This is a genomic window from Curtobacterium sp. MCLR17_031 (assembly GCF_003234775.2).
GTDB classification, from domain to species: Bacteria; Actinomycetota; Actinomycetes; order Actinomycetales; family Microbacteriaceae; genus Curtobacterium; species Curtobacterium flaccumfaciens.
Map to the genome: position 1 here is coordinate 1806269 of NZ_CP126270.1, position 20883 is coordinate 1827151.

General features: G+C 70.6%; 19 protein-coding genes. 9 read left to right on the forward strand and 10 right to left on the reverse strand.

Features of this window, described 5'->3' with window-relative positions; translation table 11 throughout:
- Positions 1-10 precede the first annotated feature (10 nt).
- Positions 11-1177, forward strand: a complete 1167-nt coding sequence (locus DEI96_RS08605) for an alkaline phosphatase family protein (protein WP_181440485.1) — start codon at positions 11-13, stop codon at positions 1175-1177.
- 34 nt (positions 1178-1211) lie between these two features.
- On the opposite strand, the gene sepH is transcribed toward DEI96_RS08605, so the two are convergent.
- Positions 1212-2240 carry a septation protein SepH gene (gene sepH / locus DEI96_RS08610; RefSeq protein WP_163343679.1) on the reverse strand — a complete coding sequence of 343 codons (1029 nt, stop codon included), beginning with the start codon at positions 2238-2240 and terminating at the stop codon, positions 1212-1214.
- 298 nt (positions 2241-2538) lie between these two features.
- Between sepH and DEI96_RS08615 the strand changes: the two genes are divergently transcribed.
- Positions 2539-2838 (forward strand): DUF4193 domain-containing protein, encoded by a 300-nt coding sequence (locus DEI96_RS08615; RefSeq protein WP_017886098.1) that lies wholly within the window; start codon positions 2539-2541, stop codon positions 2836-2838.
- Positions 2839-2966: 128 nt separating this feature from the next.
- On the opposite strand, the gene DEI96_RS08620 is transcribed toward DEI96_RS08615, so the two are convergent.
- A complete protein-coding gene (locus DEI96_RS08620; protein ID WP_111022807.1) occupies positions 2967-3398 on the reverse strand; it encodes a DUF3093 domain-containing protein in 432 nt (143 codons plus the stop codon).
- 63 nt (positions 3399-3461) lie between these two features.
- Between DEI96_RS08620 and dut the strand changes: the two genes are divergently transcribed.
- The 6 genes from dut to DEI96_RS08650 all read left to right on the forward strand — a co-directional run bounded on the left by dut (position 3462) and on the right by DEI96_RS08650 (position 11401).
- Positions 3462-3953: a dUTP diphosphatase gene (dut, locus tag DEI96_RS08625; RefSeq protein WP_111022808.1), complete on the forward strand. Its 492-nt coding sequence runs from the start codon at positions 3462-3464 to the stop codon at positions 3951-3953.
- Positions 3950-4672 carry a DUF3710 domain-containing protein gene (locus DEI96_RS08630; protein WP_027465470.1) on the forward strand — a complete coding sequence of 241 codons (723 nt, stop codon included), beginning with the start codon at positions 3950-3952 and terminating at the stop codon, positions 4670-4672. The genes dut and DEI96_RS08630 overlap by 4 nt, the downstream gene beginning before the upstream one ends.
- Positions 4673-4704: 32 nt before the next feature.
- The gene (locus DEI96_RS08635) at positions 4705-5508 is read left to right on the forward strand and encodes a DUF3159 domain-containing protein (RefSeq protein WP_111022809.1); all 804 of its coding nucleotides are present in this window, start codon (positions 4705-4707) and stop codon (positions 5506-5508) included.
- 128 nt (positions 5509-5636) lie between these two features.
- Entirely contained in the window at positions 5637-8453 is a 2817-nt protein-coding gene (gene acnA / locus DEI96_RS08640) for an aconitate hydratase AcnA (RefSeq protein WP_027465472.1), read from the forward strand.
- Positions 8454-8562: 109 nt separating this feature from the next.
- Positions 8563-10500: a 1-deoxy-D-xylulose-5-phosphate synthase gene (gene dxs, locus DEI96_RS08645; RefSeq protein WP_111022810.1), complete on the forward strand. Its 1938-nt coding sequence runs from the start codon at positions 8563-8565 to the stop codon at positions 10498-10500.
- 313 nt (positions 10501-10813) lie between these two features.
- The gene (locus tag DEI96_RS08650; RefSeq protein WP_146246879.1) at positions 10814-11401 is read left to right on the forward strand and encodes a hypothetical protein; all 588 of its coding nucleotides are present in this window, start codon (positions 10814-10816) and stop codon (positions 11399-11401) included.
- A 131-nt stretch (positions 11402-11532) separates the two neighbouring features.
- Here DEI96_RS08650 and DEI96_RS08655 read toward each other — a convergent pair whose 3' ends face one another.
- From DEI96_RS08655 to DEI96_RS08670, 4 genes are all read right to left on the reverse strand, one after another.
- Positions 11533-13671 (reverse strand): 3-hydroxyacyl-CoA dehydrogenase NAD-binding domain-containing protein, encoded by a 2139-nt coding sequence (locus DEI96_RS08655; RefSeq protein ID WP_111022812.1) that lies wholly within the window; start codon positions 13669-13671, stop codon positions 11533-11535.
- Between the two features lie 2 nt (positions 13672-13673).
- Complete coding sequence (locus DEI96_RS08660; RefSeq protein ID WP_027465475.1) at positions 13674-14891, reverse strand: thiolase family protein; 1218 nt, start codon at positions 14889-14891, stop codon at positions 13674-13676.
- A gap of 128 nt (positions 14892-15019) precedes the next feature.
- On the reverse strand, positions 15020-16357 hold the full coding sequence (locus tag DEI96_RS08665; RefSeq protein ID WP_258372755.1) for an HRDC domain-containing protein: 1338 nt from the start codon (positions 16355-16357) through the stop codon (positions 15020-15022).
- The gene (locus tag DEI96_RS08670; protein ID WP_181440486.1) at positions 16354-16935 is read right to left on the reverse strand and encodes a DUF3000 domain-containing protein; all 582 of its coding nucleotides are present in this window, start codon (positions 16933-16935) and stop codon (positions 16354-16356) included. Before DEI96_RS08670 ends, DEI96_RS08665 begins: the two co-directional genes overlap by 4 nt.
- Positions 16936-16958: 23 nt before the next feature.
- Here DEI96_RS08670 and DEI96_RS08675 point away from each other — a divergent pair, with 23 nt between their 5' ends.
- Positions 16959-18182 carry an alpha/beta fold hydrolase gene (locus DEI96_RS08675; protein WP_146247938.1) on the forward strand — a complete coding sequence of 408 codons (1224 nt, stop codon included), beginning with the start codon at positions 16959-16961 and terminating at the stop codon, positions 18180-18182.
- Positions 18183-18409: 227 nt separating this feature from the next.
- Here DEI96_RS08675 and DEI96_RS08680 read toward each other — a convergent pair whose 3' ends face one another.
- From DEI96_RS08680 to DEI96_RS08695, 4 genes are all read right to left on the reverse strand, one after another.
- On the reverse strand, positions 18410-18781 hold the full coding sequence (locus tag DEI96_RS08680; RefSeq protein ID WP_056068480.1) for a hypothetical protein: 372 nt from the start codon (positions 18779-18781) through the stop codon (positions 18410-18412).
- Between the two features lie 436 nt (positions 18782-19217).
- Complete coding sequence (locus tag DEI96_RS08685; RefSeq protein WP_111022814.1) at positions 19218-19880, reverse strand: hypothetical protein; 663 nt, start codon at positions 19878-19880, stop codon at positions 19218-19220.
- Positions 19881-19939: 59 nt separating this feature from the next.
- Entirely contained in the window at positions 19940-20356 is a 417-nt protein-coding gene (locus DEI96_RS08690) for a DUF6188 family protein (protein WP_017886112.1), read from the reverse strand.
- Complete coding sequence (locus DEI96_RS08695; protein ID WP_111022815.1) at positions 20353-20775, reverse strand: DUF6188 family protein; 423 nt, start codon at positions 20773-20775, stop codon at positions 20353-20355. Before DEI96_RS08695 ends, DEI96_RS08690 begins: the two co-directional genes overlap by 4 nt.
- Positions 20776-20883 lie beyond the last annotated feature (108 nt).

The following is a 20883-nucleotide window of genomic DNA, read 5'->3' on the forward strand; positions in this document are numbered from 1 at the left end:
GACTCGTGGGATGGGAACAAGCGTACCGACGGCCCCCGACGCCGTCGCGAACCTCGCCGACGTCTTCCCGAGTTGCCTCGTGGCGCTCGGCGCTGCGGACGACGCGTGGTTGCGGAACGACGGCCTGGAGGCCCGGATCACCCTCCGCCCCGCCCGCTCGGCGATCGTTGTGCTGGTCGACGGCCTCGGTTCCGCCGCGCTGGCGGCGCGCGCCGGGCACGCCCGCTGGCTGACCGGCGCGAAGGGCACCGGCACCGCGAAGAAGCTGCGGAGCGGGTTCCCGACGACGACCGCGGCCGCGCTGAGCACCCTGACCACGGGCCGGTCGCCCGGCACCCACGGCGTCGTCGGCTACAGCGGCTGGAACCCGGACACCGGTGCCGTGATGAACCTGCTGGGCGGCTGGGACACCGAGGTGCCCGCCGACTGGTTCCTCACGCAGACCCTGTTCACCCGGGCCGCGGAGCTCGGGCTCGACCCCGTCGTCGTCGGGCCGGACCGGTACCGCTCGTCGGGGATGACCGCGAACGTGCTCGGCGGCGCCCGGTACGTGTCCGCGGACACCATCCCGCAGCGTGTCGACGCCGCACTGGCCGAGACCGCCACCGGCCGCTCGCTCGTCTACCTGTACGTGCCGGAGCTCGACTCGATCGGGCACAAGTACGGCTGGCAGTCCGACCGGTGGACGGCCGCCCTCGAGCTGCTCGACGGGGAACTCGCCCGCCTCGATGCCCGGGCCGCCGATGACGTGGGGGTCCTGGTGACGGCGGACCACGGTGTGCTCGACGTGCCGGACCACGCGAACATCGCCATCGACCCGCTGCTGCTCACCGACGTCGTCGGCGTCGCGGGTGACCCGCGCTGCCGCCAGCTCACCGTCGCACCCGGCACGGACGTCCGCGCCCTGGTCGGTGCGTTCCGGGCGCGCTACGGCAAGAAGGCGTACGTCGCGAGCCGTGCCGAGGCGATCGAGGCCGGGTGGTTCGGGCAGGTGTCCGACCAGGTGGTGCCGCGCATCGGGGACGTGCTCGTCGTGGCGCGCGGCTCGTGGGCGTTCAACGACGACCGTGCCCTGCGCGAGGACGAGACGCCGAAGCGCATGATCGGCCAGCACGGCGCGATGACCGACGAGGAGACGATCGTGCCGCTCCGGCTCGCCGGCGCGTTCGCCCACTAGGGACGTCAGCGCCGACGGTCGGTGGGCGTGCCGATCAGGCGGGGTCGTCGTCCGGGCGGGTGCCGAAGACGATCTCGTCCCAGCTCGGCATCGAGCGGCGGTTGCGCTTCTTGCGTTCGCCACGGCTCTCGGGCTCGGGCGCCGAGGCCGGACGGGCATCGGTCGACTGCGGTGCGGTGTCGTGCGCGCCGCCGTCCTCGAAGCCCTGCAGCGGGATGTCGACGACGCTGATGGACGTGCCGCGGGCGGACTCGTCGCGCTGCTCGCCGAAGGACGCGGCTTCGCGCTCACCGCGGCGACGGCGGAGCGCCTCGAGCAGGTCGGCGGTCTCGTTGCCGGGAGCACGCTCTTCCACGGCGGCCTGGCCGATGCGGGGCAGCGGTGCACGGAGCGGCGCGTGCTGGGACGGCTCGGGCTCCGCGGCCGGCTGCTCCGGCTCGTCGACGCGGAAGGCGCCGGAGTCGAAGCGGGTGCCGTCGTCGTCCTGCTGCTCGAACTCGACCGCACGCAGACGCGGGGCGATGCCCTCGTCGTCGGTGTGCGACAGCCGGTGCGCGTCACCGTTGTCCGGCACGAGGGTCGAGGTCTTGGGGTCGAAGTGCCACTGGGCGTCGTGCTCGACCTCGCCCGCGGTGTAGCGGACGCGGACCTGCCAGCCGCTCTCCGGGTGCTTCCAGGAGCCCCAGGTGATCGCGGTGGCCTCGCCGGCCTCGAGCTTCGCGGTGATCGCGGGGCCGAAGGTGTCGGGGGCCTCGTCGTCGACCGGGGTGACCGGCACGCGGTGCGAGGCGTCGAGGATGAAGGCACGCTCGGCGAGGACCGGGCCCTCGAAGCGGCGGACGTACTCGACGTCGACGTCGAGCGCGGCGGCCACGTCGGCGGCGTCGGCGCCACCACGGATGCGCGCCTGGACGTCCTTGGGGGAGACCCGCTTCTGCGGACCGGCGTCGGGGTTCGCCTGGCGCACCTGGCCTGCCAGCGACGACGTGACGGGCAACCGGAACTCGGTGCCGCCGTCGGTCGCCAGGAGGAGTGCGCCGGACTCGACTCCGATGACTCTCACGTCTTGCATGGTTCCGCCTTCCCAGCGTCGCGTACGGTCCTGCTGTCGTACCCCGTGAGTATGCAGGGACGACGGGCGGTTTCCGGGGAGGCGCACGGGCGTGCCGCGGACATCCGCACGGCCGATCCCGGGCGTGCGGCGCTCCGGCAACGGGTGTCGGGAATGTCCGGTTCCGGTCATGGGTTGCACAGCCAGCACGACCCGCCGCAGCACTCGGTTTGCGCTCTGGCGGGGCGTGGTGCAAACTGTCGCCGCCGATCACCCGGCGACGACCTCTCGATACGAGAAATGGATGGGCATGGCCACCGATTACGACGCCCCCCGGAAGACCGACGACAACTCTGACTCAGAGTCGATCGAGGCCCTCAAGGAGCGCGTTCCCGACAAGATGTCGGGGGTCGTCGACGATGATTCCGACAACCCCGGCAGCTTCGAACTCGCCGGGCAGGACCTCAGCGACGTCGACCTCGACGTCGTGGTGCTGCCCCCGCAGGTCGATGAGTTCACCTGCGTCGAGTGCTTCCTCGTGAAGCACCGCTCCCAGCTCGACCACGAGTCGAAGCTCGGACCGGTCTGCGCGGAGTGCGCTTCGCTCTAGCGAGCACAGCCGCGTCGCTCTCGACGCAACGATCAGCGAAGGCCCCGCATCCTCCAGGGATGCGGGGCCTTCGTCGTGCGCTGCGAGGCGGGGCCGAGCCGCGCCTCCAGGCCGTGGGCGGTGGGCCGTCAGGACCGCAGCGCCTCGACGACCTTTCCCGGGTGCCGGACGCTGACCAGCCAGTAGGGCGTCGGGTCCGCGTCGTCGCGCACCTCGACCTTGACGACCCCGCGGACGTAGCCGCGGAAGAGGGTCCAGGCGCGGGCGTCGAGTGCCGGCCCGCGCTGATCGGTGGCCGCTGCGCCCTCGAACGCCTCGGTCGTGCCGACGAGCGTGCGGGGGAGGTGTGCCTTGCCCGCGCGGAACTCGGTGTCGGTGACCTCGATGGTGGGTGCGAGTGCCCACAGGAGGACCAGGACCCCGAGCTCCATCCCGATCGCCACGAGGACGCCGGCCAGGACGCTGATGGGGAGGAAGACGAGCAGGGTGGCGGGGATGACGAGCGCCGTCGCCAGGTAGAGGGCGGGCGGGGCCCAGAGTCGTTCGCGGTACAGGGTCACGGGTCCATTCGATCACGAGCGAGCGAGGTCACGGAACGGTCACGGCTGCACTACCCTCGTCACGTGACCGAACCAGTCGACGTCCTCTGGACCGGGGAGCACGCTCCCGGCCACGCCCACCCCGGCGACGCGGGTGCCGATCTCGTCTCCACCGAGGCCTTCGTGCTGCAGCCGGGGGAGCGACACCTGGCCGCCACGGGGCTGCGCATCGCGCTGCCCGAGGGCTACGCCGCGTTCGTGGTCCCGCGGAGCGGCCTGGCGGCGAAGCACGGCATCACGATCGTGAACAGCCCCGGCACCGTCGACTCCGGCTACCGCGGGGAGATCAAGGTCGCCCTCCTCAACACCGACCAGACGGAACCGTACGAGGTGCACGTCGGCGACCGGATCGCCCAGTTGATCGTGATGCCGGTGCCGCAGGTGACCTACACCCGGGTCGACGAGCTGCCGGACAGCGTCCGCGGACAGGGCGGGTTCGGCTCGTCGGGCTACGGTGACCGGAGCGACGCCGTGACCGGTGCCGCCGCAGACGCTCAGGAAGGAACGCGCGCATGAAGTTCGGCCGACGCAAGCGGGACGAGGTCGAGGTGGCGGACGCCGTCGCCGACGACATCGAGGTCGCGGACACGTCCCCCGAGGTCGACATCGCGACGGATGCCGACGCGGACCTCGACGAGGTCGACGCGGTCGCCCCGACGGACAAGTCCGCTCCGGAGGACCGGGCCGAGAACGGCCCCCACGACGAGACCGAGGCGAACCTGGTCCGCCCCTACGTCGACCTGGGCGGGGTGAAGGTGCTCCCGCGCGAGGGCCTGCACCTGCGCCTCGAGGTCGAGGAGGGCTCGCAGCGCGTCGTCGCGGTCGGGCTCGACTACGACGAGTCCACGCTGCAGGTCCAGCCGTTCGCAGCACCGCGCTCGACCGGCCTCTGGCACGAGATCCGCGCGCAGATCGCCGAGCAGATCGAGCGCCAGGGTGGTGTCGTGACCGAGGTCGACGGCCCGTTCGGCCCCGAACTCCGCGCGTCGGTCCCGGTCGCCGTTGACGGCGACGGCGGCACCGCCGGCTCCCGCCCGGCCCGCTTCGTCGGCGTCGACGGCCCGCGCTGGTTCCTGCGCGGCGTGATCGCCGGCAAGGCCGCCGAGCAGCCCGACGACGCGAGCGAGATCGAGGAGCTGTTCCGCAGCGTCGTCGTCGTGCGCGGCACGACGCCGATGCCGCCGCGCGACCTCATCCCGCTGCACATGCCCAAGTCGACGCAGACCGCGATCTGACCGACTGACGACCAACCCCGCCTGGAGGCACGGTGCCGGACCACGACGACACCCCACGACCCGAGACGGCTGGCTCCGACCCCGCTGGTCCGGCGGCTGAGTCATCGGCGACGCCGGCGGCTGAGCCCTCGGTGGCGCCGTCGTTCTCCGCGCAGTTCCGTGACGCCGTGCAGAACGCCGGCATCGCCCGCGTGGCACCCGGTGAGGCACCGTCCGGCCGGGCGCTCCTCGGCGCGGTCGGCGGGGTGCGCGGCCTCGCTGAGTCGGTGCTGCCCGGGTTCGCGTTCCTGGTCGTCTACGCGATCACGAAGGAGCTCGTGCCGAGCGTCGTGATCCCGGTGGCCGTCGGGCTCGTCTTCGTGGTGCTCCGGCTGCTGCAGCGGCAGTCGGTGACGATGTCGTTCGCGGGCATCCTCGGCGTCGCGGTCTCGGCCGGCCTGGCGCTCATCACCGGCCGCGCAGAGAGCAACTTCATCCCCGGGATCGTCATCAACGCCGTCTGGCTCGTCGGGCTGCTGATCACGCTGGCGATCCGCTGGCCGCTGATCGGACTCGTCGTCGGCTTCCTGCTGCCAGCGAACGAGGACGGCTCGCACGTCGACTGGCGCGCCGACCCCGTCAAGCGCCGCGTGCTGACGGTCGCCACCTGGATCTGGGTCGGACTGTTCGCGGTCCGGCTCGCGGTGGAGGTCCCGCTGTACCTGACGGCACAGGTCGAACTGCTCGCCGGGCTGAAGCTCATCCTCGGCGTGCCGCTGTACGCGGCCGTGCTCTGGGTGACCTGGCTGCTGGTCCGCACCGTGTTCGTCCGACGCGACGACGTCGCCCCGGTGTAGAGTTCTCTCGACATCAAGATAGTTCTCGCAGGGCGCGCACGCGTCCTCGGGATTAGGTTTGCCTTGCTGGTGGGACGGTCCACGGCCCGCGAGGATGAGGGCAAACCGATCAGTAGGGAGGCGGCACGGTGGCTGCAGTCAATAGCTTCGGCTCGAAGGACACACTGTCGGTTGGGGGTGTCGACTACGCGATCCACCGGATCGACTCGGTTCCCGGGCACGAGAAGTTGCCCTACAGCCTGAAGGTGCTGCTCGAGAACCTCCTCCGCACCGAGGACGGCAAGAACGTCACCGAGGGACAGATCCGGGCGCTCGGCTCCTGGCGGCCCGACGCGGAGCCCGACACCGAGATCCAGTTCTCGCCGGCACGCGTCGTCATGCAGGACTTCACGGGTGTGCCGTGCATCGTCGACCTCGCCACCATGCGCGAGGCCATGGCGGACATCGGCGGCGACCCGAACAAGATCAACCCGCTGTCCCCGGCCGAGATGGTCATCGACCACTCCGTCATCGCCGACCTGTTCGGCAGCACGGACGCCCTGCAGCGCAACACGGACCTGGAGTACGAGCGGAACGGTGAGCGCTACCAGTTCCTCCGCTGGGGCCAGACCGCGTTCGAGGACTTCAAGGTCGTCCCGCCGGGCACCGGCATCGTCCACCAGGTCAACATCGAGTACCTGGCGAAGGTCACCTACACGCGTGACTTCGACGGCGAGACCTACGCGTACCCGGACACCCTGGTCGGCACTGACTCGCACACCACGATGGTGAACGGCCTCGGCGTGCTCGGCTGGGGCGTCGGCGGCATCGAGGCCGAGGCCGCGATGCTCGGCCAGCCCGTGTCGATGCTCATCCCGAAGGTCGTCGGCTTCAAGCTCTCCGGTGAGATCCCGGCCGGCGTGACCGCGACCGACGTGGTGCTCACCATCACGCAGGAGCTCCGCAAGCACGGCGTCGTCGGCAAGTTCGTCGAGTTCTACGGCGAGGGCGTCGGCGCCGTCCCGCTCGCCAACCGCGCCACCATCGGTAACATGTCGCCCGAGTTCGGTTCGACGGCGGCGATCTTCCCGGTCGACGACGTCACGCTGGACTACCTGCGGCTGACCGGTCGCGACGAGGCACAGATCGCGCTGGTCGAGGCGTACTCCAAGGCCCAGGGCCTGTGGCACGACGCCTCGGTCGAGCCGAACTACTCCGAGTACATGGAGCTCGACCTCTCCACGGTCGTGCCGTCCATCTCGGGCCCGAAGCGTCCGCAGGACCGCATCGAGCTCACGAACGCGAAGAGCCAGTTCGAGCTCGACCTGAACAACTACACGACGCCGTCCGAGCAGACCGACCTCGACGACGCGGTCGAGGAGACGTTCCCGGCCTCCGACCCGATCGCCGCCGGTTCGACCAACGAGGACACGGCGCTGCACGAGCACGTGCACGTGTCGAGCGCACCGTCGACCGCCTCGGCGCCGACGAAGGTCGCGATGGACGGGGCCGACCCGTTCACGATCGACCACGGTGCCGTCGCGATCGCTGCGATCACCTCGTGCACGAACACGTCGAACCCGTCGGTCATGATGGCCGCCGGCATCCTCGCCCGGAACGCCGCGAAGAAGGGCCTCACCGCGAAGCCCTGGGTGAAGACCACCCTCGCGCCCGGGTCGAAGGTCGTCACCGACTACTACGAGAAGGCCGGTCTCACCACCTACCTCGAGCAGCTCGGCTTCTACACGGTCGGCTACGGCTGCACCACCTGCATCGGCAACTCGGGCCCGCTGCCCGAGGAGATCTCGCAGGCCGTGCAGGACAACGACCTCGCCGTCACCGCGGTGCTCTCGGGCAACCGCAACTTCGAGGGCCGGATCAACCCCGACGTCAAGATGAACTACCTGGCGTCCCCGCCGCTGGTCATCGCCTACGCCCTCGCCGGGTCGATGCACTTCGACTTCGACAAGGACGCCCTCGGCACCGACCAGGACGGCAACGACGTCTACCTGACCGACATCTGGCCCGACGCGGCCGAGGTGCAGCAGGTCATCGACGAGTCGATCGACACCGAGATGTTCACCCACGAGTACGGCTCCGTGTTCGAGGGCGACGACCGCTGGAAGAACCTGCCGACCCCGACCGGTGACACCTTCGAGTGGGACCAGGAGTCGACCTACGTCCGGAAGCCCCCGTACTTCGAGGGCATGACGATGCAGCCCGACGCGGTGTCGGACATCTCCGGCGCCCGGGTGCTCGCGAAGCTCGGCGACTCGGTCACGACCGACCACATCTCGCCGGCCGGTTCGATCAAGGCCGACAGCCCCGCCGGCCAGTACCTCGCCGAGCACGGCGTCGACCGCAAGGACTTCAACTCCTACGGCTCGCGTCGCGGCAACCACGAGGTCATGATCCGCGGCACGTTCGCGAACATCCGTCTGCGCAACCAGCTGCTCGACGGCGTGGAGGGCGGCTACACCCGCGACTTCACGACGCCGGACGGTGCGCAGTCGTTCATCTACGACGCCTCGCAGCACTACCAGGAGCAGGGCATTCCGCTCGTCATCTTCGGTGGCAAGGAGTACGGCTCCGGTTCGTCCCGCGACTGGGCGGCCAAGGGCACGAACCTGCTCGGTGTCCGTGCGGTCATCACCGAGAGCTTCGAGCGGATCCACCGCTCGAACCTCATCGGCATGGGCGTCGTCCCGCTGCAGTTCCCGGCGGGCGAGACGGTCGAGTCCCTCGGACTCGACGGCACCGAGGTCGTCTCGATCTCCGGGCTGACCGAGCTGAACGAGGGCCGCACCCCGAAGACGGTGCACGTCACCGCGACGCCGAGTGAGCACTCGCCGGCCGGCAAGCAGCCGATCGAGTTCGACGCGGTGGTCCGCATCGACACCCCCGGCGAGGCCGACTACTACCGCAACGGCGGCATCCTGCAGTACGTGCTCCGCTCGCTCGTCTGACGCGACCCGGATACTGCCTGGAGGCGCGGTGCCAGCTGGCACCGCGCCTCCAGTCCGTTCTGTCCCCACGCGCATAGAGTGGGCCGACAGCCCCACGAAAGGAGCGCCCGTGAGCCTGCTCGCCAGCATCACGTCGCCGCGCGACCTGAAGCGTCTCTCCGACGCGCAGATGACCGACCTCGCCGCCGAGATCCGGCGCTTCCTGGTCGCCGAGGTCGCGAAGACCGGTGGGCACCTCGGGCCGAACCTGGGCGTCGTGGAGCTGACGCTCGCGATGCACCGCGTGTTCGACTCGCCCAACGACCCGTTCGTCTTCGACACCGGGCACCAGTCGTACGTGCACAAGCTCGTCACGGGGCGCCAGGACTTCTCGAAGCTGCGCGAACGCGGCGGCATCGCCGGCTACCCGCAGCGGAGCGAGTCCGAGCACGACATCGTCGAGTCCTCGCACGCGTCGTCGTCGCTGTCGTGGGCCGACGGCATCTCCCGCGCGTTCGGGCAGACCGGGCAGACCGACCGCACCGTCGTCGCGGTGGTCGGGGACGGTGCCCTCACCGGTGGCATGACGTGGGAGGCGCTCAACAACATCTCCGACGACAACGACCGTCGACTGGTCATCGTCGTCAACGACAACGGCCGCTCGTACGCCCCGACGATCGGTGGCATGGCCCGGTTCCTGAGCTCCGTGCGCACCCGCCGCGAGTACCGGGCCCTGTACGAGGGCACGCAGGCCGTGGCGGCCCGGTTCGGCGCTCCGGGTCGTGCGGTGTACCGGGGCATGCGCGGGGGCCTGCACGGCTTCCTGTCGCGGCTGACGAACAACGAGGCGCTGTACTCGAACCTCGACATCAAGTACATCGGCCCGGTGAACGGGCACGACCAGCAGGCGATGGAGGCAGCACTCCGGCAGGCCAAGGAGTACGGCGCTCCCGTGATCGTGCACGCGATCACCGAGAAGGGCCACGGCTTCGAGCCCGCGCTGCGCGACCAGGCCGACCAGTTCCACGCCGTCGGACACATCGACCCGGAGACGGGGGAGTCGCTCGACGCCGCATCGGGGCCGTCGTGGACCTCGGTGTTCGCGTCCTCCTTGGCCGATGCCGGCGCCTCGGATCCGCGGATCGTCGCGATCACGGCGGCGATGCTCCGACCGACCGGACTGCACCTGTTCCAGGAGCAGCACCCCGACCGGGTCTACGACGTCGGCATCGCCGAGCAGCACGCCGTGACGACCGCCGCGGGCCTGGCGTACGGGGGCCTCCACCCGGTCGTGGCGCTCTACGCGACGTTCCTGAACCGTGCGTTCGACCAGGTGCTGATGGACGTCGCCCTGCACAAGGCCGGCGTGACGTTCGTGCTCGACCGTGCCGGGATCACCGGCCCGGACGGCCCCTCGCACCACGGCATGTGGGACCTCGCGCTGCTGCAGGTCGTGCCGGGGATCCGGATCGCCGCGCCCCGCGATGCTGCGACCCTGCGCGAGGAGTTCCGTGAGGCGATCGCCGTCGACGACGCCCCGACCGTGCTGCGGTGGTCGAAGGGGCAGGTCGGACCGGACATCCCCGCGGTCCGTCGGATCTCCGATGGTGTGGACGTCCTGCACGCCGCCGCGGACGACGTCGAGGACGTGCTCTTCGTCGCCGTCGGGTCGATGGTGCCGGTGGCACTCGAGGCCGCGGCGCTGCTCGAGGCGCAGGGCATCGGCGTCACCGTCGTGGACCCGCGCTGGGTGGTGCCGATCCCGACGTCGCTGATCGACCTGTCGCGGACGCACCGACTCGTGATCACCATCGAGGACGGCGTGCGGGTCGGCGGCGTCGGGACCCGGCTGCGGCAGGACCTGCGCGCCGCCGGGGTCGACACCGGGGTGAACGAGCTCGGGCTGCCCGACGCGTTCATCGACCACGCGACCCGGTCCCAGATCCTCGCCGACGCGGGGCTGACGGCGCAGGCCATCGCCCGTGACGTCATCGACCAGGTCGTCGGGACGAAGCTGCCGCAGGCGAAGCCCGCGCGCTCCCGCGAGTCGGCGGCGTCCGACCGCTGACGGCTCGGCCGCGGCCGGCTGACCGTTCGGAACCAGGTTCCGGACACGGCACCACGTTCCTCCGCGGTGCTGTGTCCGGAACCTGGTTCGGTGGGAGGCCGCCTTGCCGCCGTGCTGCCATGCCGCGAGGGGCATGTGCCACGGGGACGTCTGGCAGGATCGCCACATGCGACGGGGGCTCAGGACGATGACGGTGGGGCTCTGCCTCGCCGTGTTGGCGCTGACTTCGGGGTGTTCGGCGATGAGCGACGGTTCGGTCGCGCCGGAGCTCGGTGCTGATGCCCGGGTCGGTGCCAGACAGACGATGCTTCGCGTGATCGACTGGGATGGCGGGGAAGCGGTCCACCGGGTCGATGTCACCTGGACCGACTCCTGCGGGCACGCGAGCAACTCCGGCTTCTTCCAGCCCGCTGCAGGAACCACGTGCCGGATCGACGCCGGAGTGGTCTACACGATCGACGGTGCCACCACACCGGTCGATGCGGTCCGCGCCGTCGGCCCAGCGCTTCGTGCGGGCGGCCTGACCGACGAGGACCTCGTAGCGCAGGCGATCCGGCCGGACGGATCGACACCGTCCTTGGTCGATGTCGGTGGGCGGCAGTCGATCGCACTCGGCAGCGATGTCGGCCAGGACCGGTTCGCCGTCGTCCGGGTCCGCGGTTGGGACCAGTCACTCGGACTGTGGCAGCCGGACGGGTCGTCCGTCGTGCAGTCCGCACCGGGACTCGGCGTCGACCGGCGAGACGACGCCGTGCGGGCGAGCGGGGCGGACTACGTCCTCGTCGTGACGCACAGCGCCGACTACTTCACGTCGTACGACAACGAGCCGCCCGAGCCGCCGGCACCCCGGCCGTCGGTGCCGCCGTGCTTCAGTGGCAGCAACGACTGCGTCGGCGGCTGACGTCCGGGCTGCTGTCGGAGACGGTGGCGCGCCTCGGCGCCGCACAACCAAAGTCACCCCGAACCACGGCGATCCGCGGTTTGGGGTGACTTTGGTTGTGCGGCGGTGCCGCCTTCGAGACCGAGTCGGCTCTAGCGGGAAGCGGGGCCGACGATCCGGGGCTCGTGGAACGTGCCGCCGAAGACGCGCTCGGACGCACCGGAGCGGTCGAGGTACGGGCTGATCCCACCGGCCTGGAACGGGTAGCCCGCACCGAGGATGAGCCCGAGGTCGATCTCCTCGACGTGCTCGACGACCCGGTCCTCGAGCATGCGGTGCAGCTCGTCGGCCAGGGCGTCCTCGAACCGGCGCTGCATCTCGGCGGCGTCGACCGGCTTCGCATCCTTCTTGGACGGCGCGACGAGCTTCACGGCGGCGGGGTCGTACCCGGTCGCGTTGCCCTTCTTGTCGCGGGTCAGGATCGTCCCGTGCTCGGCGATCTTCTTCAGGCCGTCGCCGGGGTAGAAGCGCTCCGGCCAGGCCGCGTGGTGCGAGTCGAGCACGTGCGCGCCGACCGGCAGCCCGACGAGCTCGAGCAGCTCGAACGGTGACATCGGCAGGCCGAGCGGTGCGGCACCCTGGGCGACGGTGTCGAACGAGGTGCCCTCTTCGACGCCGCGCATCGCCTCGCCGAGCACCCGGGCGAGCACCCGGTTGACGACGAAGCCCGGCTGGTCCGCGGTGATGATCGCGGTCTTCTTCAGGGTCTTCGCGACGGCGAGGGCGGTGACGAGGGCCTCGTCCGAGGTCTTCGCCGCGCGCACCACCTCGAGCAGCGGCATGACCGCGACCGGGTTGAAGAAGTGGAAGCCGACGAGCCGCTCCGGGTTGGTGAGCACCGACGCCATCTCGTCGACGGAGAGCGACGACGTGTTCGTGGCGAGGATGGCGTCCGGCGCGATGACCTGCTCGATCTTCCGGAGGACCTCCTGCTTGACGGTCATCTCCTCGAAGACGGCCTCGATCACCCAGTCGGCGTCGGCGAAGGCGTCGTAGGACACCGAGCCGCTGACGAGTGCGGTGATGCGGTTCGCGTCGTCGGGGGAGATCCGGCCCTTGTCGAGCAGCTTCGCGACCTCGCCGCGGATCCGCTCGACGCCGGCGTCGACGCGGGACTGGTCGACGTCGGTGATCACGACGGGGACGCCCAGGCGTCGGGCGAACAGCAGCGCGAACTGCGACGCCATCAGCCCGGCGCCGAGGACGCCGACCTTCGTGATCTTCTTCGGTTCGACGCCCTCGGGAGCGCCGACGGGCTTCTTCGCACGCTTCTGCACGAGGTCGAAGGCGTACATCGACGCGGCGAACTGGTCGCCCGAGATGAGGTCGGCGAGGGCCTCGTCCTCGTCGGCGAACCGTTCGTCGAGCGAGCCCGACTTGGCGGCGGCCACGAGGTCGAGCGCCCGGAACGGCGACTTCGGCACGGTGCCGATCTTCGACGCGACCTGTCCGCGGGCGACCTTGACGACGGTGCCCCAGGCAGCCTTCTCGAGCATGCCCGGTTCGTTCTTCCGCACCACCTTGGTCGTGCCGGTGATGACGCCGTCCGCCCAGGCCACGGCCGAGGGCAGGAACGTGACGGACGGGACGAGCACGTCGCCGATGCCGATCTCGACCGCGGCCGGGCCGTCCATCAGACGGTTGTTCTTGAGCGGGTTCTCGACGATGACGCGGAGCGCGCGCTCCGGGCCGATCAGGCGGGGGAGCAGCGTCGCGCCGCCCCAGCCGGGGATGATGCCGAGGAACACCTCGGGCAGGCCGATGCCCTGCGCCGCGGACGAGAACGCCCGGTAGGTGCAGTGCAGGGCGATCTCGAGCCCACCGCCGAGCGCCAGGGTGTTCACGAACGCGAACGACGGCACCCCGAGGTCGGCGAACTTGCGGAGCGTGGCGTGCCCGAGGGCGGCCAGGTCGTGGGCGGCCTCGCGCGACGGGACCGCCGCTGCCTGGGACAGGTCGGCACCGGCGGCGAAGCAGTACTCCTTGCCGGTGATGGCGACGCCCTGGATCGTGCCGGCGGCGGCCTCGGTCTTCAGGGTGTCGAGCACACCGGCCAGCTCACGGAGCGTGCGGGGTCCGAGGGTGTTCGGCCGCTTGTAGTCCTTGCCGTTGTCGAGCGTGATGAGCGCCAGCGTGCCACCAGAGGGCATCGTGACGTGCTTGACGAACGAGTGCGTGACGACCTCGTCCTCGCTGAGTTCGGCCAGTCGGTCGTTGTCGACGATGGTCATGGTCACGCCCCCTTCCGAGCCGAACGCTCGGCCGACTTGCTGTGGTTCGGGTTCTCCCAGATGACGGTGCCGCCCTGGCCGAGTCCGATGCACATCGTGGTGATGCCGTACTTGACGTCCGGTCGCTCGGCGAACTGTGCGGCGAGCTGGTTCATCAGCCGGACACCACTCGACGCGAGCGGGTGGCCGACGGCGATCGCGCCGCCCCAGGCGTTCACGTTCGGGGAGTCCTGGGCGATGCCGTAGTTGTCGAGGAAGGCGAGCACCTGGACGGCGAACGCCTCGTTGATCTCGAACAGGCCGATGTCGTCGATCGACAGGCCGGCCTTCGACAGGGCCTTGTCGGTCGCGGGGACCGGGCCGACGCCCATGACCTCGGGCTCGACGCCGGCGAAGGCGAACGAGACCATGCGCATCTTCGTCGAGAGCCCGTGCTGCTTCGCGCCGTCCTCGGACGCGAGCAGGCTCATGGTGGCACCGTCGTTGAGACCCGCGGCGTTGCCGGCGGTGACCCGTCCGTGGGGCCGGAACGGCGTCTTCAACGCGGCCAGCGCCTCCAGGGTGGTCCCCGGCCGCGGCGGCTCGTCGGTGCTGACGACGTCCCAGCCGTCGCCCTTGTTGACCTCGACCGGGATGACGTCCGGCTGGAGCTTGCCGTTCGCCCAGGCGGCGGCGTAGCGCTGCTGGGACTGGACGGCGTAGGCGTCCGTGCGGTCCTTCGTGATCGCGGGGAAGCGGTCGTGCAGGCGCTCGGCGGTGGCGCCCATGACGAGCGCGTCGCTCGAGACCATGCGCTCCGCGACGAAGCGCGGGTTCGGGTCGGCGTTGAAGCCCATCGGGTGCCGGCCCATGTGCTCGACACCACCGGCGATCGCGATGTCGGCGGCGCCGAAGGCGATGGCGCCGGCGAGCGTCGTGACGCTCGTCATGGCACCGGCACACATGCGGTCGATCGCGTAGCCGGGAACCGACTTCGGCAGGCCCGCGAGCATGCCGACCGTGCGCCCGAGCGTCAGCCCCTGGTCACCCTGCTGCGTGGTGGCCGCGACGGCGACGTCGTCCACTGCTGCGGTGTCGAAGGCGTTCCGGTCGAGCAGTCCGCGCATCGCGTGCACCGCGAGGTCGTCGGACCGGGTCTTCCAGAACACCCCCTTCTCGCCGGCTCGTCCGAACGGTGTGCGAACGCCGTCCACGAACACGACGTCTGATGCCTTTGGCAATCCGGGCCTCCCAGATCCTCATCGATCGGGCCGGAACGCAGGTCGCTCCGGCCTGGCCGGGCCTCGCCCGGCGACCCTCCCGACGCTATGCCCCCAGCCTGGGCGGCCGCATGCCGGTTGGGCAGTTCCTACGACTCGTCGTCGTCCGTCGCCGCGGGCCGCTGTGCAGCAGCGACAAAGGCCGACGCGATGATCGACGCGAGTTCCTCGACCTGCCACGGGCGGGCGTCGTGCTCGGCGAGGGCGGCTCCGACCAGCTCGGTCGACACGGGCGACGGCGGGGCCCACGACACGAGCCGGAGCGTCTCCGGCGTGAGCAGGTTCTCGAGCGGGATGTCGAGTTCCTCGGCACGCTTCGTCACCGCGGCGCGCGCGGCCTTGTACCGGCGGTCGGCGGCCGGGTTGCGGTCCGCCCAGGCGCGGGGCGGGGGCAGCGTCGCCTCGCCGGCACCGCGCAGACGGGGGAGGTCCTCGGTGGTGCGGCCTTCCTCGATGGCGGCCCACCAGCGGTCGAGCTCGGAACGGCTGGCGCGGCCCGTGAACGTCTTCAGCGCACCGAGTTCGGCGCGGGACTCGGGTGCCGCGGCCGCGGCGGCGACGATCGCCGAGTCGGGGATCGTGCGCCCGGGGGCGATGTCCGCCTGGCGGGCGTACTCGTCGCGGGCGAGCCAGAGCGACCGCGCGATCGCCAGTGCTCGCGCACCACGGAGCGCGTGCATGCCGGACAGCCGACGCCAGGGCTCGGCACGGGCGGGCTTCGGCGCACGGTGCAGGACCGCGTCGAACTCCTCCTGCGCGATCCGGGTCTTGCCCGCCTCGTCGAGCTTCTCGGCGAGGGCGTCGCGGAGGTCGGGCAGCAGCTCGACGTCGAGCGACGCGTACACGAGCCACGACTGCGGCAGGGGACGGGTCGACCAGTCGGCGGCCGAGTGCGCCTTGGCCAGGGTGATGCCGAGCAGCTGCTCGACGACGGCGCCGAGGCCGACGCGGGGGAACCCGGCGATCCGGGCGCCGAGCTCGGTGTCGAAGATCCGCGTCGGGACGAGGCCGACCTCCTGCAGGCACGGCAGGTCCTGCGAGGCGGCGTGGAACAGCCACTCCTCGTCGACGATGGCGGCCTGCAGCTCCGAGAAGTCGCCGATCGGGATCGGGTCGAACAGGAACGCACCGGCACCGCGGCGGAACACCTGGATCAGGTAGGCGCGCTGCGAGTAGCGGTAGCCGCTGGCGCGCTCGGCGTCGACCGCGACGGGGCCGTGGCCGGCGGCGATGGCGGCGACCGCCTCGAGGTAGTCCTCGCGCGTGTCGATGACCTTGACGGCGTCGTGCGACGCCTCGAAGGCGGGGCCGGCGGCGGCGGCAGTCGGGCCGACGGCGGCGGCCGGAGCAGTCGAACCGGCAGCCGTGGCTGCGGGCGCAGCCGGGCCGGTCGATCCAGCGGCGTCCTGGGGAGCGGGGTCGGTCACTTGGCGAGCCTCCTCGGGGCCAGCAGGGTCACGCCGTCCGATGCGGGAGGCAGACCGGCGAGCATGGCGACGATGTCCTGCCAGGCCCGGACGTGTGCGGTGAGGTCGTCGCCGCGTGGTGTCCACGACGCGCGGAGTTCCAGCTGGGCGCCGTCGCCCTGTGCGGCGAGATCGCCGTACCCGCGCGAGATGATCTTGGTGGCCGTGCCCGAGGCGTGGTCGTACGTCGCACCGTGCGACTCGAGCGCGTCGACGAGCCAGCTCCAGGTGACGTCGGCGACGAACTCGTCGACGCCGATCTCCGGCTCGAGCGGGGCCTGGGCGAACGAGACGACACGGAACGCACCGCCCCAGCCCTCGGGTTCTTCCGGGTCGTACAGGGCGATGAACCGGCCGGTGCCCAGGTCCGACTCGACGCCGTGCGTGGTGCCGGACACGTCCGCCGCCATGGCGATCGAGAACGGTGCGATCCGGGTCGGCGAGGGGATCTCGGTGACGGTGGTCTCGGCACGGCCGCTGCCGCCGGACACGAACGCGCGGAGCCGCGCGAAGGCGTCGGGCTCTCGGGTTTCGGACACACATGCAGACTAGGCTCCGGGCCATGTCCCGATCCGCGCGACCCGCCGAGGACGTCGTCCAGGAGACCGCTCGATCGGCCGGGTTCATCGCACTCGGCGCCGGTCTGGCAGCTGCCGCGGTGGGGACGGCCGTCATCGGTGGCTTCGTCGCCGCCGTCGCCCGCGCCGTCGTCACCCCCGACCGCAAGCGCAACGAACGCGTCCCGATCCACGCCGTCGACCCCGTCCGGAAGACCGTCACGATCGAGCGCACGGCCGACACCGAGCTGCAGGGCCGCTACTCGCTCTGGTTCGGCGGCGGCACCGGCCACATGCGCGTCGGCGAGGTCCTCGGCACGACCGACACCACCGTCACGCGCCGCATCATCGCGATCGACGCCGGCGACCCGACCGCCGCACGTCGCGGTCGCTGGGGCGGCTGGTTCTACCTGACCCCCGGCGAACTCGACGTGCCCGTCGAGGACGTCGACATCCCCACCCCGAACGGCCCGGCTCCCGCGTGGGTCGTCCGCGCCGACGACCCGGCAGCGCCCTGGGCCGTCCTCGTGCACGGCCGTGGCGTCACGCGTGCCGAGACGATCCGCGCCGTCCCCGTCTTCCGTGCCGCCGGCTACTCGGTCGTGCTCGCCTCGTGGCGGAACGACGGCGTCGCCCCGCCGAGCGTCGACGGCCGCTACGGCCTCGGCAGCACCGAGTGGGAGGACGTCGATTCCGTCCTCCGCTGGCTCACCGCGCAGGACGCCCAGAGCGTCGTGCTCATGGGCTGGTCGATGGGCGGCGCCGTCGTGCTGCAGACCCTGCTCCGCTCGCGCTTCGCCGGCCTGGTCGACGGGGTGGTGCTGGAGTCCCCGGTGGTCGACTGGCACGCCGTCCTGAAGTCGCAGAGCCAGCTACTGCGCCTGCCACGTCCGGTGCGCAAGGTCGCGCAGCGGCTGCTCCGCACGCCCGTGCTGCACCGGCTCGCCGGGCTCCAGGCTCCTGTGGACCTGCGCGAGCTCGACATGGTCACGCGCTCCGACGAGCTCACGGTGCCGATCCTGCTGCTGCACAGCGACGACGACGGGTTCGTGCCGTCCTCGGCCTCGCACGACCTGGCCCGCGCACGGCCCGACCTGGTCCGGCTCGAGATCCAGACCACGGCCCGGCACACCAAGCTCTGGAACCACGACGCCGACTGGTTCGACGCCCGGATCCTCGCGTGGCTGACCGAGGTGGTCCAGCGGCGCGGGGCGGCCAGCGCGCGGTAGACGCGACCGAAGGGCGGACGGGAGGCGCGGTGCCAGCTGGCACCGCGCCTCCCGTCCGTCGTTGCGTCCGTTCGGTCGCTTGGTGACCAGGAATGGTCGGGTTGCCGTCCGACATCCGACCATTCCTGCTCACGAAGCGGGTGGTCCGGCGATCGCTCCGTTCGAGGCGCTTCCTGCTGCCTCGTCGGGCGGTTCGCGAGTCTGCCGGAGCTTGCCGACCAGATCGATCACTTCGTCGAGGAGCGCGGGCGAGCGCTCATCTCGTGGGCGTGCGCGTCTGCCTCGGTCTTGTAGATCTCGCCCCATGCGATGCTCGGAGGCATGGCATGGACAGGCAGATCGACGTCAGGGAGACAGATCTGCACGAAGTGCGGGAAGGCGGGGAAGGTCCAGAGGTCTTCGTCTTCGAAGCGACCCCAGAGCAACAGCTCCCCGACGCCCAGCGGGTGGCCGAGCTCCTGACCGTTCAGCGGGGGATCGCAGGTGACCATCAGCGCATGGTGACCGTTCGGGAGCTCGATCGGTCGTTCCACTTCGCACCGGAAGACGGACGAGAACCGCTTGCTGTCCATGGACGAGAGAAAGAAAACTTCTTGCATGTCAGTTCTCCGGATCGATGCCGCTGCCGTTGGGGAGGGAGTCGCGCAACGTTGCTTCGAGCAGGAACTGCCCCGAGTTCACGCTGTGACCGGGCTCAGTCTTCCTTGACGGTAGCCCTGCGACGTCGCGGTGGTTGGCAACAGAACCAGGGTGGGAAGGCGTCCATGAGGCACCGGTCGCCTGAGCATCTCCGCCGTAGACACGGTAGATCTTCTGAGCTTCGAAGGGCGTCGGGAGCTCGTCGCCGAGCTTGTTCACCGCTGTCGGCAGGTGGACCTGGTTGAGCAGGGGACGTGATGGCGTACAGCGTCGTGAGGACCCAGACGAGCCCGGGTGAATCGAGCTCTGAGGAGAACTGGACCAGATCGGGCAGCACGATGTGATCAGCGGGGATCGTGTACGTGACCATCTCGAGGTCGTTCGGCAATGTCGTGGTCATCCGGTCTCCTCGGTCGTCTCGGTCTGGGGCGAGAGGCCGCCCACGCTCATGGCAGCGAGGACGTCGGTCCTGCCGGGCGTGAACGCCGTGAATCCGACCCATGTGTCAGCCTGCACGATGCAGAACCCCGGCTGCTCGTCGCCGAGCGGCACGAGCGCACGGGCGAACCCGTCGAGTCCGCGGACGTCGAAGCCCTTCTCGGCGGCCATCGTGTACTTCGTCAGGAAGGTCCGTGCCGTCGCCAGCGCGCCCTGATCGAAGACACGGAGCCGTTCCTCGGCCGCGCACTGCGATGCCACCTCGAGCGCCAGTTCGGCCCCCGGGGCGTCTGATGTGCGCAGGCGCGAGCACAGCTCCTGGACGGTGATGTGGACGAGTCCGACGGATCGGTCGATCGCCGTGGCCGCCACGAGCGTTCGGTCCGTCGCGCGCAACACGACCGTCACGAGTTCATCGCCGTGCTCGACCTGACAGATCAGGACGAGCTCGTCCCCGAGGGCTTCGAGTGGGTCGATGAACGCTACGAGGTTCGGCTGCTTTGTCGAATAGCTCCTCCGGATGACCGCTGCGAACGAGCGTGCGGACACGTCGGAGACGAGCACTTGCGCGTCCGATCCCACTGCGGCGAGGACCTCGACGACACGATCTGGCAGGTCCACAGTCGTTCCGTTGGTGACCGCTCGGAGATGGTGGATCGAGATGGCCGGGGGCGCGTCCGTCACCGTCTGATCTCCGCGGACGACGGGCTGTGTCGGTACCGGACCTCGCCGTCGGGCAGAACGTCGATGTCCACTCGTGCGCGCCCCGGTTCGCTGTAGTGCCAGGACGGACCTCGGCGGTTCGACCAGCCCTCGAGCAACTCACCCGAGGCGAACCGGATGGCGATCCGCGCGCCCGTGACTGCACCGTCCGAGACGACCTTGTTGTGCAGGGCAAGGAGGTCGAGCAGGGACGGTTTGTCGCCGGGATCGAGGAACGCGTGCTCCCCGTCAGAGCCTGTCAGCGCGAAGTCGGTCTCGAACCGGAGCGAAGCACCGCTCGAGAAGCGGATCGTCACGTCTGGTCCGATGCTGATGAGGTCGACGGTGTCGCCGGCGATGTCCAGCGCGAAGGGCTGGCGCGGAACGCCGCTCATCCTCGATCTCCTTCCGTGCCCGTGCCCGTGCCCGTGCCCGTGCTTCCGGTCGGCGGCTCGGTGCGGGCCGGGCGACCCTTCGGCCCGGAGACCTGCCAGGACTCGAACTCGGCATCGGGACCGGCGACGAGGGTGTCCCCGCCGTCGAAGATCAGCGTCAGTACGCCGTTCTCTGTCGAACTCCGAACGAGCTCGGCACCGAACAGCCGCAGGACCGGGAGCAGTGAGTCCTTGCGGTCGGGATCGACGACCGCGGTGCTTCCGGACAGGTCGGTGACGGTGCACTCGGATTCGAGCTGGACGCGGTAGCCGTTGCCGAACCCCAGCTCAAGCCGGAAGTCGACGCCTATGAGGTCGAGCGTGCCCGCGCGCTCAACGGTCATCGCGCCCCCGGTGGGGTCTGCCGTGTCACGGGTCACGATCGTTCACTCGTCCGAAATCTGCGCGGAGCCGACGACAGAGGGCCGGCGGAGTTCATTCCGCGTCGCATCTGTGAACCCCGGAAGTTCAAGACTGTCGACGTTCCT